Annotated in this window: 12 protein-coding genes and 1 pseudogene; 8 read left to right on the top strand and 5 right to left on the bottom strand. The window is 36.2% G+C overall.

Annotated features, from left to right (window positions below):
- Positions 1–299: 299 nt before the first annotated feature.
- Positions 300–719 carry a hypothetical protein gene (locus CLV62_RS19855; RefSeq protein ID WP_110312516.1) on the top strand — a complete coding sequence of 140 codons (420 nt, stop codon included), beginning with the start codon at positions 300–302 and terminating at the stop codon, positions 717–719.
- 95 nt (positions 720–814) lie between these two features.
- Here CLV62_RS19855 and CLV62_RS19850 read toward each other — a convergent pair whose 3' ends face one another.
- Positions 815–1,342 (bottom strand): NAD(P)H-dependent oxidoreductase, encoded by a 528-nt coding sequence (locus CLV62_RS19850; RefSeq protein WP_110312515.1) that lies wholly within the window; start codon positions 1,340–1,342, stop codon positions 815–817.
- 144 nt (positions 1,343–1,486) lie between these two features.
- On the opposite strand from CLV62_RS19850, the gene CLV62_RS19845 reads away from it, so the two are divergent.
- Entirely contained in the window at positions 1,487–1,843 is a 357-nt protein-coding gene (locus tag CLV62_RS19845; protein ID WP_110312514.1) for a winged helix-turn-helix transcriptional regulator, read from the top strand.
- Positions 1,844–1,940: 97 nt separating this feature from the next.
- On the opposite strand, the gene CLV62_RS19840 is transcribed toward CLV62_RS19845, so the two are convergent.
- Together CLV62_RS19840 and CLV62_RS19835 are read right to left on the bottom strand one after the other, a co-directional pair.
- Entirely contained in the window at positions 1,941–3,167 is a 1,227-nt protein-coding gene (locus CLV62_RS19840) for a DUF4468 domain-containing protein (protein WP_110312513.1), read from the bottom strand.
- Between the two features lie 210 nt (positions 3,168–3,377).
- The gene (locus CLV62_RS19835) at positions 3,378–3,683 is read right to left on the bottom strand and encodes a DUF1016 N-terminal domain-containing protein (RefSeq protein ID WP_110312512.1); all 306 of its coding nucleotides are present in this window, start codon (positions 3,681–3,683) and stop codon (positions 3,378–3,380) included.
- A gap of 904 nt (positions 3,684–4,587) precedes the next feature.
- Between CLV62_RS19835 and CLV62_RS19825 the strand changes: the two genes are divergently transcribed.
- Complete coding sequence (locus CLV62_RS19825; protein ID WP_110312511.1) at positions 4,588–4,779, top strand: hypothetical protein; 192 nt, start codon at positions 4,588–4,590, stop codon at positions 4,777–4,779.
- Positions 4,780–4,843: 64 nt separating this feature from the next.
- Here CLV62_RS19825 and CLV62_RS19820 read toward each other — a convergent pair whose 3' ends face one another.
- Positions 4,844–6,142, bottom strand: coding sequence for a sensor histidine kinase (locus CLV62_RS19820; RefSeq protein WP_110312510.1), 1,299 nt, complete (start codon positions 6,140–6,142; stop codon positions 4,844–4,846).
- On the bottom strand, positions 6,139–7,494 hold the full coding sequence (locus CLV62_RS19815) for a sigma-54-dependent transcriptional regulator (RefSeq protein WP_110312509.1): 1,356 nt from the start codon (positions 7,492–7,494) through the stop codon (positions 6,139–6,141). The genes CLV62_RS19820 and CLV62_RS19815 overlap by 4 nt, the downstream gene beginning before the upstream one ends.
- A 204-nt stretch (positions 7,495–7,698) precedes the next feature.
- Here CLV62_RS19815 and CLV62_RS19810 point away from each other — a divergent pair.
- From CLV62_RS19810 to CLV62_RS19790, 5 genes and pseudogenes are all read left to right on the top strand, one after another.
- Positions 7,699–9,179: pseudogene (locus CLV62_RS19810) on the top strand (TolC family protein).
- Between the two features lie 6 nt (positions 9,180–9,185).
- Complete coding sequence (locus tag CLV62_RS19805; RefSeq protein WP_110312508.1) at positions 9,186–10,436, top strand: efflux RND transporter periplasmic adaptor subunit; 1,251 nt, start codon at positions 9,186–9,188, stop codon at positions 10,434–10,436.
- Between the two features lie 12 nt (positions 10,437–10,448).
- The gene (locus tag CLV62_RS19800; RefSeq protein ID WP_110312507.1) at positions 10,449–12,803 is read left to right on the top strand and encodes an ABC transporter permease; all 2,355 of its coding nucleotides are present in this window, start codon (positions 10,449–10,451) and stop codon (positions 12,801–12,803) included.
- 28 nt (positions 12,804–12,831) lie between these two features.
- Positions 12,832–13,356, top strand: a complete 525-nt coding sequence (locus tag CLV62_RS19795) for an energy transducer TonB (protein ID WP_110312506.1) — start codon at positions 12,832–12,834, stop codon at positions 13,354–13,356.
- Between the two features lie 66 nt (positions 13,357–13,422).
- Positions 13,423–14,706: a DUF4933 domain-containing protein gene (locus CLV62_RS19790; protein WP_110312505.1), complete on the top strand. Its 1,284-nt coding sequence runs from the start codon at positions 13,423–13,425 to the stop codon at positions 14,704–14,706.
- Positions 14,707–14,739 lie beyond the last annotated feature (33 nt).

The following is a 14,739-nucleotide window of genomic DNA, read 5'->3' as shown; positions in this document are numbered from 1 at the left end:
GGATATAAGAATCAAGGGTTTAGACCAATTAAAAAGCGTTGGGTCATTGAGCCTACTTTTGCATGGTTTGATTATAACAGAAGGTTATGCCGAAAATATGAAACAACTTTTGACTCTGCCGAAGAAATGGTCAAAATTGCATCTATAAAATTATTGTTGAATAAAATTTAAACAGACTCTTAATGTTTCGTTTTTTAATCAAAGTTTATATATTGATAAAGGAGTTGCTTTAATTAGTAGCTCCTTTGTTTTTATGATAATGTTTTTCTATTTTTAGATTCAAAACAAAAAAGAATCTTATGAAGAAGGCTATATTGTGTTTAATTTCCATTATACTTTATACCACAAGTTCTTTTTCTCAAGAAAACCAATCGGCAGAAAAAAAGCATTATACGTATTGTATGGTGTATTTGGATAATGCGGAATTGGTTTTGGGATTATCCGAGAATTACTGGTTAGAAAAGGAACCTCGTCTTAGAAACGCGAAAGGTAAACTGGTGAAGTTTCCCGAGTTTGTCGATGCAATGAATTATATGGAAGCTTTGGGATGGGAAGTTATGCAGGTATATCCTGATAATAGAGGATTTTCTATTAGCTCGGAAGGGAATATGAAGGAATTGTCTATTTCCCGTAATGGTTATAAAGTAAAGCTATTCCGTAAAGAAGTGACAAAAGAAGAATTGGAGCAGATAGGTGCTGCAATTCAGCAAAGGTTGTAATGTTGTGGGTTTAAAGATTTAATAAAAGACACAATGAGTAGATTAAATGAATCTGACTATTGTGTCTTTCTTCGTTAAAGGTTTTAGCTAACCGTTTATACATTCAGGGCGAACTGGATATAATCTTCTGTACTTTTTTCTAAAGTTCCGGCGTGAAGTGCATCATGAGAATTGTATAAAACGAAATGCCCTCTAAAGTCAGACTTTGTATAAAGTGCTGTTGTTTTAAAAGGTAGAATCAGTTGTTCTATTGTAACTTTCCATGTTCCCTTTTCTTGAAAATCTTCTTCTTCAATTCCGGCAGATATAGCCAATGCTATTTTTTTATCTTTCATCTTATTTCCCGTGGAGCCATAAGCCCATCCGTAGGTGAAAACATCATCCAGCCATTGTTTTAAAAGGGGAGGACAGTTGAACCAATATAACGGATATTGAAGAATCAAAGTATTGTGTGCTTCAATTAATTTTTGCTCTCTCTCAATATCTATTTTGCCATCAGGATAAGTGTTGTATATATTATGTACAGTAAACTGTTCGGGATATTTCTCCAATTCTTTTACCCAACGTTTATTTATTACTGAATCTTGAATATTCGGATGACTGACAATGATAAGTTTTTTCATCTGTTTTTTCTTTTACGTTTATTGAAATACAAAGTTAGTATCACTGAGTATGAATCACAATAAGGGATTTTTTTATCTCTAAGTGATAATTTTGTCACTAACTTTGTATCTAAATTATATTCTAAGAAATTCAACAGATGGTGTATGTATGAACGAAAAATACCTTTAGATTTTGAGTGTGGAATCACTATTGCTACGGAAGTTATTTTCTCGAAGTGGAAATTCTGCATACTTATGGAGATTGATAAGGGGGTAACACGACCTAAAGATTTGGTTGAGGCTGTAACGGGTATTACCAAGCGAGTATTACATCAACAACTGAAGCAGTTGGAGTTTTATAAAATAATAGATCGGATTACTTACCCTGAAATACCACCAAGAGTAGAGTATTCGCTTACCGAGGATGGTAAAAAGATATTACCTATTCTGGATGATATTAATAAATGGGGTTTAGATTATGCCCCTAAGTTTAAAGAGATAACGGATTCTGAAAATCTATGAATATTGAGATATTGTTTAAATAATTGTATACTCTAAAATCAGAACGGGAGAAATTCAACTTATTGAATCTCTCCCATTCTTATTTGCATTTTTACCTTTATTTAATCCAAACATTAAGTATTTCTCCGATATACATTTTGTGTAATGCTTTACCGTTCCACTTTTTAGCAGCGTCTGAAGTTGTGTCTGCTATTGCATCTTGTGATAAAGGTTGTGCGATCATTTTCTTACACTCCAATATCATCCATGCCTCGGTAAATGCTGTTGCTCCCGAAGGTGTTTTGATTGGGGTTAACCCCGAACCTTTTATTTTATCTTCATTACGCCCGCTTACGGATCCGCAATATTGAATGGCATCGTTATATGCTTCTGTATAAAAAGATATGGTGTAAGTATCTCCTTTATCCATTGTTGAAATAGAATAGCGTTGAGCTCCTAAAAAACAAAACGCCACAGGCTTTTCCCAGAATACACCTAATCCACCCCAAGAGGCGGTCATAACATTGATGTCGTCGCCTGATCCCGAGGTTATCAGAGTAGCATTGTTGAGTAGTTTTACTATATTTCCGGGGATTTTATCAGCCGAAATTTGTCTAAATCCGGCAAGTGTAGCTCCCGATGTTGTATTGGTTGTTTGTGCCGATTCGCCTGCAGGAGAGCTAGCTACCAATGGAACCATAGGTATAGATGGAGTAGCCTCTGTTAAATTAGTCATGGGTATAGTTCTTTGAACTTCTGCGTCTACAGCTCCTTCACGTCTTTTTACTCCATTTAAATATATATCAATAGAATTGAAAATGCCGTTGATGCTGTCTATCGTGTGAGTTCTGAATTTATCATAATATCTGTTTAGTTTTTCGCCATTAAGAGCTACTTTGTCGCTTATCATCTCTTCGGCAGTATAGTAATCTTTATTGCCTTTGTCGTAGTAATCGTACTTTATATTTTTTACGGTTGCCAGACATTCACCCGATTCTATTTTAAGAATAAGCTGGTACGTAATTGTTGTTTTATCAAGAGATAGTGCCGATTTGCTAAATATAATATCCTTTTCACCTCTACATGCAATTGTTTTATCAGCAGGGTTGGCAAGTAATATACGTTGTTTTGGATTGGTTGGCGAAGCATAGTTTTCTTGTGCCCATTTGTTCATCAGATCGAATATCTTTTCATCAGATACACTATTATTTACTTTTATAGTGCTTGAGAATACTATTTTCCCATCCACCTCAGGGACTGCTCCTTTAAGGTATTTAGAATCGACTTGTGCGTAAGTACTCAACGAGATTATTGCAAAGAGTATAAATAAGATATGCTTTTTCATGATATTTAAGTGATGTGATATTTTATCAAAGATAGGAAAATATCAGAAAAACACGTGTTTAAGTTTTGAAAATAAAATTCAGACTTGCCAAGAGCATTATATTGCTATATTTTATTTATAAAAGTGAGTTTTAGTCCTCTCGCTAATATTGGGTAAATGCAATTCGCCCCTGCACCCAGACAATAAATTAGCATAATTATCAGGCTTTCATCATTTAGATCGTTCTATTTTGCAGCTTTGACATATAAATAAGCAACTATCTGAAAGAATCGTTTTTTGTCTATGCTTCAATCGGGATATTGGTAAGCAAATAACAGTAAGCATCCGGAAAGTTTCTACGACAGCTTTTCCCAAACCGGATGCCTGCTGCTTTTCTGTTATTTGTTTTCCGATATTCCAATAAAGTTGTATCATTTCTTTATTGACTACTTTCATTGTCTCATATTGAGCAGAACGGATTCGTTCCTTAATCTCAATCAGGAAATGATGATAATCATTGTGTTGGATAGTAGCCATACAAATATTTATTTTACTTCAAAGATAACTTATTTCAATATATTATTTTGCCTTATTTAATCTATTTTCAATCTGTTCGAAATCAACCTGAAGGTGAAGAAGTATATAAGCTTTATCGAGTTACATTTCTCTAAAGATGAAAATCTATCGTCCATGGAAGAATTATTTATCAAAATGTAAAAAGATTCTTTTATGCTCGAATATATTGCAGTGTGTTTTTAATTGTATCAGTTGAAATTATACTTAATTTGAGTATTTACACTATTGAAATTAATAAGGAAAATGAGATGATATGCATGAGAATATTACAGAAAAACAAACAATTTGAATAGTTAAATTTAGGTTCAAGTACCGTTTTTACAAAAGTACCGCTTCTCTTTGCAATCAAAGTTCATTGATACAATACATTACGACTGAAATTGGCGAAAAATAAGCGTGGGTTTATTCGTGGGACTGGATTTTTAGATACCTACAGAATATTGGTATTCAGAAAATTATGCTTTAGGCTCTTCTTCGTCCATACCGCTTCAGTCTAAGACAAAAGGCGACAAGTTTAATAAAAATCCTATAATATCAATATATTGATATTATAGGATTTTTATTTTTGTATTTACAGACAAGTCAAGACATCACTCAGGCATTAATTACCATAAAATTTGCCCCAAAGTGTTCACCCTTAAATTGTAAGTAATTGGCACTTTATCAACAGGTATTATCAATCAAAAAGACAATAATATTTTACCAACAATGTGCAATCAAAAAATGAACAGTTATCTGAAGGAGACTGGCGATTTATGTAAAATAGATAACGATTTAGAAACGAGCGAACCGCCTTATTTCGCTTCATTTTCACACAACATTTAAAGAGCAACTTATTTGATGTAAAGGTACAAAATAATCCCTAATGTGTGCCAGTAAAGGAGTATTCGCTAATGTGGATTTATTTGCCTCAATATCTGCTTTCGTGGAACTCGAAAAACTAAGGCTAGCTCAAACTTTGAACCCCTTACTCATTAAAGCTAAGATATACATGGTTTCATTAAAAGCAGTCGTTAACGAACTAAACAATATTAAACAGCAAATCGCGAGTGCATAATATCAGTAAATAACTATACCTCCACTTGAAAGTAGAGACAATTAAATAGAATAGTCTGGAGACTTCACAAACTAATTGTAAAACATGTACCACCATCAAGATTTGAACTAACAGTTATAGTTCCCCCGTGGGTGCTTATTATTTGCCGGCAAATGCTAAGACCAATACCCGAACCCTCTTTCTTGGTCGTAAAAAACGGTATGAATATCTTATCAAGAACATCGGGCAGAATGCCCGTCCCATTATCCGAGATAAGTATCAACGGACGCTGATATATGTCCTTTTCTATTTTCACATTAATAATCGGTACTTCGTTCTGTGAGCAGGCTTCCCAAGCGTTTTTAATAAGATTTATCAAAACCTGTTCGATCTGCCCTCGGTCTGCCCTGATAGAAATATCGCCAGGATTGATACTATACAAAAATACGATTTGATGAGCCCTCAACAGATTGGTTATATCTTCCATTATCTGATGAAGCCCGAATGTTGTAAAGTCGGGAGCGGGAATACGTGCCAAACGCTGATAATTATTCACAAACTGTACAAGGCCTTTGCTACGCCTGTGAATCGTTTGCATGGCTCTGTTCATCATTTCAGGATCATAATTACTATCTTCCTGCTCCGAAAATGTTTCAGCTAAAGAAATTATTGGCGTTATGGAATTCATTATTTCGTGGGTAAGTATCCGTATCAGTTTTTTCCATGCTTCACTTTCGCTTTCGTCCAATACAGGTTGGATATTCTTTAGATTGAATATTTTAAGTTCTTCGCCTCTGATACTTGCCGACACCATTGTTACAGCCAGATTCAATTCATCATGTTCCTTTTGCAATTTCAGAATCTTCATTTCTTTTGGAGTCAGCTTTTCCAGTATTTTGGGAAGCTCTGCGGAAACAGATTTCAGATCGGATAGCTGTTTAGGACGAGGCTTACCGAATAATTCAAGAGCCGCTTTATTAATCCATTTGATTTTCTTAGACTGATTCAATACAATAATAGCAAAGTCGATTCTATTGAGTAAAATATCGTAGAAACTCAACTCCGATTCTTTTTCCTGCATCTTCTCGTTGAACAGCCCGATTGAATTTTCCATCTCGATACCTAAATCGGCATACAATCCTTTGGTAATAATATTATTAAACGAAATGTTAAATTCGGAAAAACGAATAGCATCTATCAGTCTTTTTGAATCCATGATTGTTTGATTATGAAAGCGTATCAGATTATATACTGCATAATATACAGCCAAAGCAAGGAAAATAGATAGTATGTATTCCCCGTAAAAAAGTGATATGCCGATAGCAGTCGATAATAATATTACCGGTAGTATTTTGAGTATTAATGCCCTTTGGTGCTTTTTCATTTTCTATTTATTTTACGGTACAATGCAAAACGGCTGATGCCCAGCATTTCGGCTGCCTTATTCAGATTGCCGTTGCTACGGTTCAGTGCTTTCTCTACAGCTTCCTGTTCTATTATTTGCAGATTGAGTACTTCTTTGTCTTTATGCTTTCGCCCTTCGGTTTGGGCAAGGACGAAATCGTCGGCTTTAAGGAATCTGTCTGACGAAAGTATAACAGCACGTTCTACAGTGTTTTGTAACTCCCGTACATTTCCCGGCCAATTATATGCAGATAGCTTACGTTTGGCATCATGCGATAAATTCTGAATATCCTTTTTGTACTTTAAGCCAAATTTTTTCAAAAAATATTCAGCCAGCAGCACAACATCGTTGCCCCTTTCCCTCAATGCCGGAATATGTATCTCTATTGTATTGATACGATATAACAAATCTTGTCTGAAACGGACATCTTCCACTGCCTGATATATATCGGCATTGGTTGCACTTATAAAACGGACGTCAATCGGGATATTTTTTGTCGACCCCAAACGGCTTATCTGCTTTTTCTCTATAGCTGTCAGCATTTTGGCTTGCATAGGGAGAGATAGGTTTGCAATTTCGTCCAAAAACAATGTACCTCCCGAAGCCACCTCCATTCTGCCCGGTTTATCTTTTTTTGCATCGGTAAAAGCACCTTTTTCGTATCCGAACAATTCACTTTCAAAAAGGCTCTCCGAAATACCGCCTAAGTCTATACTGACAAATACCTCTTTAGACCGTGGCGAAAGATTGTGAATAGTACGTGCAATAAGGTCTTTGCCGGTACCGTTTTCGCCTAGTATCAAAATATTGGCATCTGTGCCAGCCAGCTTTTCTATCAAAGAAAATGTTTTTTGCATAGCCTCCGATTCTCCTATTATTTCATAGGCTGTATCTGCATTCAATACCTCCATTCTGTTTTTCAGGAGCGATACTTCTTTTTGAGATTCTCTCAATCTGATGCCGGAATGTATAGTTGCCAGCAACTTTTCTTTTTCCCAAGGCTTAGGTATAAAATCGGTGGCTCCCGCCTTTATGGCTTGTACAGCTTTATCGGTATCGGAGTATGCGGTCATAAGAACGACTATCGATTGAGAATCGATATTTAAAATCTTATCCAACCAATAAAAACCTTCTTTGCCACTAATCGCATCTTTCTGAAAATTCATATCCAGCAGTATAATATCAGGCTGATATTCTTCAATGAATTTCTGAATCTTTTCGGGCTGTGTACTCACTTTCACTTTTCCCACATAGGGAGATAGTAACGCATGAAGGGCAAAAAGCACATCTTCGTTATCATCTATAACCAATATCTTACCTTTGTTATCCATCGGAAGCCAATTAGACGTTCATAATTTATACGCATTAAAGATAAACATAAAGTTGCAATAAATAGGTGCGGATACGAACTTGCAAATGTGCTATTTAGCACACAATTTCAATGTTTATAACCAGTTAAAAATTTAATAAAAAACACGTTAGCTGTATGGCATATTTTTTGGTTATATATTGACAGTAAGAATCTATTTCAATCTATGAAAAAAATCGTTCACATATTCATCTTGCTGATGTTATTCCAAAATATGTTTTCCCAACATCCGGACACAATGACAATCAGGCTGACCGTTAAGGATGCTATTGAAATAGCCCGTAAACAGTCTCCTGATGTACTGGAGGCTCGTCACAGTTTTCGTTCGTCATATTGGAACTATTGTTATTACAAAGCAAACTATCTGCCTTCACTCACATTCTCGTCAACACCAAACTTCGACCACAGCATAAATAAACTGACTATGCCCGACGGTTCGGCACAGTTTGTTCAACAAAATCAGTTGGTTACAGATGCAGGGTTATCATTAAGTCAGAATATTTCATTTACAGGGGGAACTTTGTCTGTCAATTCAAGCATTCAACGGCTCGACCTGTTCGGAGCTAACAACGGAAGCTCTTATCAGACAAATCCGATTACGATTGCCTATCAGCAATCTTTATTCGGCTATAATAAACTAAAATGGGATAGCAAGATTGAACCCTTACGCTATGATGAAGCCAAAAAAGAATATATAGAAACGCTCGAATTGGTAGCGGCAAAAACAACGATGAAATTTTTCGACTTCGCAAAAGCTCAAAGCGACCTCAATATCGCACGGACAAATTACGCAAATGCCGATACGTTATACACATTTGCAAAAAGGCGATACAATATAGGCACTATCAACGAAAATGAGATGCTGCAATTGGAAGTGAACCGGCTCAATGAGGAAAGCAATATGCTGAATGCTCAGATGGAGGTGGATAATTTCATGAAAGACCTCCGGTTTTATTTAGGGATTGTAGATTCGTCTCCCATAGAAGCAATTATAGATGTAGAAGTACCCCAATTGATTATCGACCTCGATAAAGCACTTATTTTATCGTTAACCAACAGTCCCGATATTACAAACATGCAGCGTCGGAAGCAAGAAAGCCAGAGCAATGTGGCATATGCAAAGTCTTTGGCAGGCTTAAAAGCAGATGTATTTGCACAATTCGGACTCACTCAAACCGGCGAAGGGATTCGCACGGCATACAAAAATCCGCTTAGCCAGCAGTATATACAGATAGGCATCCGTTTACCGATATTGGATTGGGGTCGGGGAAGAGGGCAGATACAGGTCGCCAAATCGAACCGCGATATGGTATATACACAAGTAGAACAGGATAAAATAGATTTTGAATTGAATGTAGTAAAAACAGTAAGGCAATTCAACCTGCAACTATATAAGGTAAACGTAGCTTCCAGGATAGACTCACAGCAAGCCGCCGCAACGATGTGGCACGCAAGCTTTATATGCTGGGCAAATCGACTTTGCTTGACCTCAATGTTGCCATCTCGGAAAAAGACGCGGCGATACGCAATCACATAAATACCCTTTATAATTACTGGGCACTCTATTACACGTTGCGTAGCTTGACACTCTATAATTTTGAAAAAGATATTCCTCTCATAGAGGATTACGAATTATTATTAAAATAAAATGTTATGGATATTGAAATAAAAAAGAAGCACCCCGTACTAAAATATAAATATTATATTTTAGCAGGAACAGTTATATTCTTTCTCGTTCTTTATGTATTTTTTTCCTCGTTGGGGGCTACTAAATTACGTTACGAAAAAGATAATGCACAAATAGCGGAAATAGCGGAAGGCAAATTTCTCGAATATCTGGATATTGAAGGCATAGCCCAACCAAAATTGACAGTAAAACTAAATAGTTCGGAGAATGGCACTGTAGAGCGAATTGTTGCCCAAGAGGGCAGTATGCTCAATAAAGGGGATACCATTCTTATACTCAGCAACCCCGAACTGGTAAGAACGATTCAGGATGAAAGGGACGATCTCGAAAAACAACAAATATCGTATAAGGACAAAATGTTGCAAATGAAGCAAAAATCGTCGGAACTAAAACGCACCACTTTAAAGACCGTATACGAACTCGACAGACAAAGCAAGCAATACAGCCTCGATAAAGAAGAGTATCAGATAGGAATAAAAAGTAAAGCACAACTGGAAGTATCTTCGGATGATTATAATTTCAATCAGAAAAACACTAAATTGTTGCTCGAGGAATTAAAAAATGATTCTTTGATGAATCTTATACAGCAAGATTTGATGAACAACGACCTGAAACGGGAAGAAAAAAAATATACGAATAGCCGAGACCGGCTGGATAACCTGATTGTAAAGGCTCCGGTATCGGGGCAATTAAGTTTTGTGAGTGTCATACCCGGCGAAAGGGTTATAGCCGGAAATAATATCGGAGAGCAAAAAATTATTGACGATTTGAAAATAAGCACCAAAGTAAACGAATATTATATCGACCGGATTGCTGTCGGATTGCCTGCATCTGTCATCTATCAGGGTAAGCAATATATATTGAAAATAACGAAGATAAATCCTGAAATAAGAGACCGTCTATTTGAAATCGACCTTGTGTTTGTCGATGAAAAACCCGATAATATACGCATCGGAAAAAGCTTTCGGATACAGATAGAATTGGGACAGCCCGAAAAGGCGTTGGTAGTCGATAAAGGCAATTTTTATCAGAACACCGGAGGGCAATGGGTGTTTAAGCTCAACGAACAAGGAAATAAAGCGATAAAAACAAACATCGTTATCGGTCGGCAAAACCCAAAACAATACGAGATTCTGGATGGGCTCAAAACAGGAGACCGTATTATTATTTCGGGATACGATAACTTCGGAGACGCACAGGAATTAATATTAAAGTAAAACAATGATATCATGCTAAAACACTATTTTAAGATTACAGTTAGAAGCCTGATAAAAGACAGAAGGTACTCTTTTATCAACATCGTCGGACTATCAGTAGCAATAGCCTGCTGCTTCCTGCTCATCTTTTGGATAAAGTTTGAATTGAGTTTCGAGGATGGTTACCCCAAAGGCAATCAGATTTATCGTGTAATGAAAGTTGAAAATCGTATCGATGGGCTACACAAATCAGCCTATATAAGACCTACAGTGGCGGAAGAACTAAAAACAACATTTCCGCAAATAGAAGCTGCCACATTTATGTCGCATGAGAATTTGCCTTTTGTTAGGGAAGATAAAAGTGGCGAGGATGGTATTAGTATAGACTATGTAACAACAAATAAGGATTTTTTAAAGATGTTTTCGTTTGTCTATCTCGAAGGTTCTCCGCAAAATATCGTTAACAACCGAGGAGTTCTTATAACAAAAGATGCTGCATATAAATTCTTCGGTAACGAATCTCCTATAGGTAAATCAATCACTTTCGGTATAAGCTTGACCTGTACCATTGAAGCTGTAGTTGAGTTGCCACGTAATACGCAGGTAAGATTTGATGTATTGAGTATTGATGGTCATAACTCGGGAGGTACACATTACATAATGATGAAAGAAAACGCTGAGGTCACACCCGAATTTAAGCGGCAGATAGCAGATTTTTTATCCACACAAGGCGAAACGAAAGATAAACTGGTTCTCCAACCCTTGAAAGACATTCATCTGCATTCTCCCAAGGAAGTAGCAATCAATACCAGATGGGAGGTATACGGCAATCTCGAACAAATCTATCTTTTTTCGGCCGCGGTAATACTAATACTCATCATCGCTATTATCAATTATATAAACACATCCATAGCTCGTGCCCTAAGCAGGATGAAAGAAGTTGGAGTACGCAAGGTTACAGGTGCGACCAAACGGCAGTTGAAAGAACGTTTTCTATTCGAATCGTTCTTTATATCCGCTATATCTGTTATTGTTGCTTTAGCTTTGGTCAAATTCTTCTTTCCGGTATTTAGTAAAATAATGGGAACCCAAACTGCTTTCAGTTTCGATCTACAGTCTGCCCTGATTGCTATTGCCGTGTGTATAATCATCAGCCTGCTATCGGGTGGATATGCGGCATTTTATCTATCTTCATTCAGCCCTAAACTTGTGATGCGAGGCGGTTCAAATACAGGATCGAAAGAAGGATTAAGGAAAGCACTGATTGGTTTACAGTTTTTTATATCCATCTCTATTCTTATGTGCACAACAATTATTTACAAACAGATAAATGCAATATTTAATGCCGATACCGGAGTTAACCGTGAGAACATCATTGTGTTGGAAACGTCGTTCTGGTACGATGCCGAAAATTTTATACAGATCATAAAGAAAGAAAACTCTAATATAATTGCGGCTTCAATAGCAATGAGTGCACCCTATAATTCAAGCTGGGGATATAGCGGCATATCGTGGGAAGGAAGTAGTGATGAAGTCAAAAATGTGGAATTTACCGAAATATCCTGTGATACGCATTATGCTAATACATTCGGGTTAAAAGTTATTGAGGGAGAGTTTATAAAACCGGGATTGAAATGGTGGCAATGGACTGAGGATAAATCATTTGATATTGTGATAAACGAATCATTCAAAAAAATGATGGGAGAAGCGAATCCGATAGGCATTACCGTTACTTATGGCTTTGGGCGTCAAGGCAAGATTATAGGAGTAGTCAAAGATTTTAATTTCAAGCCTCTAAGAGAAAAGATAAGCCCGTTGATAATAAGTTTTAACCCCGAAACATGCTTTAATGTATATGTGAAAACCACAGGCAAAGATAAACAAGCCACACTGGAATATATATTGGGAAAGTATAAGGAGATGAAACCCGGCTATGCTAAAAGACCTGTAGCCTATCATACTGTAGACGATGAATATAAAGAAATGTATGCAGTAGAATTAAGAACAGCACATATGCTCTCGGTATTCTCTGTTATTTCTTTTGTTATCTCCTTATTGGGTATTATCAGCATGGTATCGTTTATGGTCGAAAAACGGACTAAAGAAATAGCTATCCGTAAGATAAACGGAGCTTCAATCAAAGACATCAGTATACTTTTCATTACCGGTATAGCCAAGGTAGGACTTGTAGCTTCTGCTATATCGATACCTATATGCTATGTTATCATGTATCAATGGTTGGAAGGATTTATATATCGCACCGCATTGAGTTGGTGGATATTTGCCCTTATACCATTATTCATGCTCTTGATCACTGCATTAGTAATAATTGTACAGATATATTATACAGCCAGACAAAGTCCCGTAGAATCCCTTAGAAGCGAGTGAGTAATTAACTTATAAAAATGAATAGATTATGAAAATTTTAGTCACATTATGTTTTGTCTTATCACTGTTCCTTATTTCATGCAATAGTAACAGTTCGAAACAAACTCTTTCTTCTGAAAATATTTCAGATGATGTTACCAAAGAAAATAATGAAACGAATGATTTTGTAGAATTAAATCATCCGAAAAAAAATGCTGCTACAGTTTATGAAAAGAAAGCTCCTCAATCTACTACATTAGACAATGATACTACAGTTTATGAGATGCCTGCAACTACTGCCGCATTAGAAAGCGCTGTTGATTATTTCAGAGCTAATAATAGGTATAAAGACTGGGATAAAAAGAATAAAAAAACAGTACTAATCAAAGGTATAACTGAAAAAAATGGTTCAATATCTAATGTGAAAATATTTCGGGATGGTTCCGGAATTCATGAGTTGGATAGCGAAGCTATTCGTCTAATTAAACAAGCGAAGCTGACTCCGGCAAGAAATGAAAAAAATGAAATAGTAAGAAGCTTCTGGATGATAGCAATCCATTTTCCAGCCGAATAGCACATCTATGCTCTACGACGAGCTAACCGATAAGGAAATGTTAGTAATGATTTTAGAATAAAAACAATGAAAATACACCTTATAGTAATCTGTGTTGGTATATTAGCCATCGCAGCATGTAGCCGGCAAAAAAAACAATCACTGGAATCTATAGATAATGAAGATGCCATAGAAAAATATGCCGGCGATACATTATCCAATCAAAAAGGGATAAGATATACACAATCCCGGGCTATCGACCGGAACGACCCTCCCATTGTACTGGATATATCAGGTAAGTGTGAAATCAAAGATTTGAACCTGTCCGACTATTATTCTAAAGTAAAATATGTGAAGCTGAAGCATCCCGAAGCAGAGTCAGGAAAACAGTTTTTTATTAAAGAAGGTATGATCTTTATAAGCAATGTATTTACCTCTATAAATTTAGACTTGTCGGTTAAGATAACAGATAATTATATTCTGGTCGGCGATGCTTTATACGGATTGCACTGTTATGACAAATTAGGCAATTTCGTATACACAATAACATCTATGGAAAATCCACCTAAATACCATAAAACAGGTATGAGAATAGATTTGCTGGATGTCAAAAATTTTATGAGTAATTATTACATTCTGGGTGATATATGTATGTTTACAACTGTAGATAAAGGCAAAACAAGTTTAAACTTTCACAACTTATCTTCACGTAAAACGGAGTATAAAAAGATGTATGCAGTACATAAGGCATTACCCTTGAATGCCGAGAATAAAAATTTCATTGATTACTGTTACAACGTAGAAGATAAAGCCCATAAACCATTTATATATAGCTTTAATTCGAATGGAGACACATTATGTCAGTTTATCAATTACAATGATATCCCTGTTATCAAAACAACATATCATAATCCGGGGCCGGGCAATATATATTATTACGATAATCAATTAAGCATTCGGCAGGTTGGTAATGATACGCTTTTTCGCTTTGTTTCCGAAAAAAGGCTTAACCCGGCATACATTATACATGCAGGGAAATATAAGGCTAATATGGAAAATATTACAAAGGAAAAAAACGGAAACAAAAGATTACCCGGACATCTGTTGGAAACAAAAGACTTTTTGTTATTCTCGTACGATGAATATAGCAGTGACGACTATAAAAGTAACCAGCCTCATTGCTGCTTTTTAGATAAAAGCACACAAAGGTTTTACCAAACACCCGATAAGAAAAAAACCGACATAATTATGATAAGCAACTCACTACGGGATGGAATCCCCTTTCTGCTAGACAAAACGGAATTTAATGGTAAGTCCATCTACACATACTATTCGCGAAATATGCTGAAAGCGATGATAGAAGACCCCTAATTTCAAAACATTGCCGCAATCGCAACAGGAAAA

The organism is Indolivaga alginatilytica, from assembly GCF_003201355.1.
In the GTDB taxonomy this organism is placed as follows: domain Bacteria; phylum Bacteroidota; class Bacteroidia; order Bacteroidales; family Dysgonomonadaceae; genus Dysgonomonas_A; species Dysgonomonas_A alginatilytica.
The sequence above is the reverse complement of the archived record's forward strand: the minus strand, read 5'-3'. Positions and strand labels throughout refer to the sequence as shown.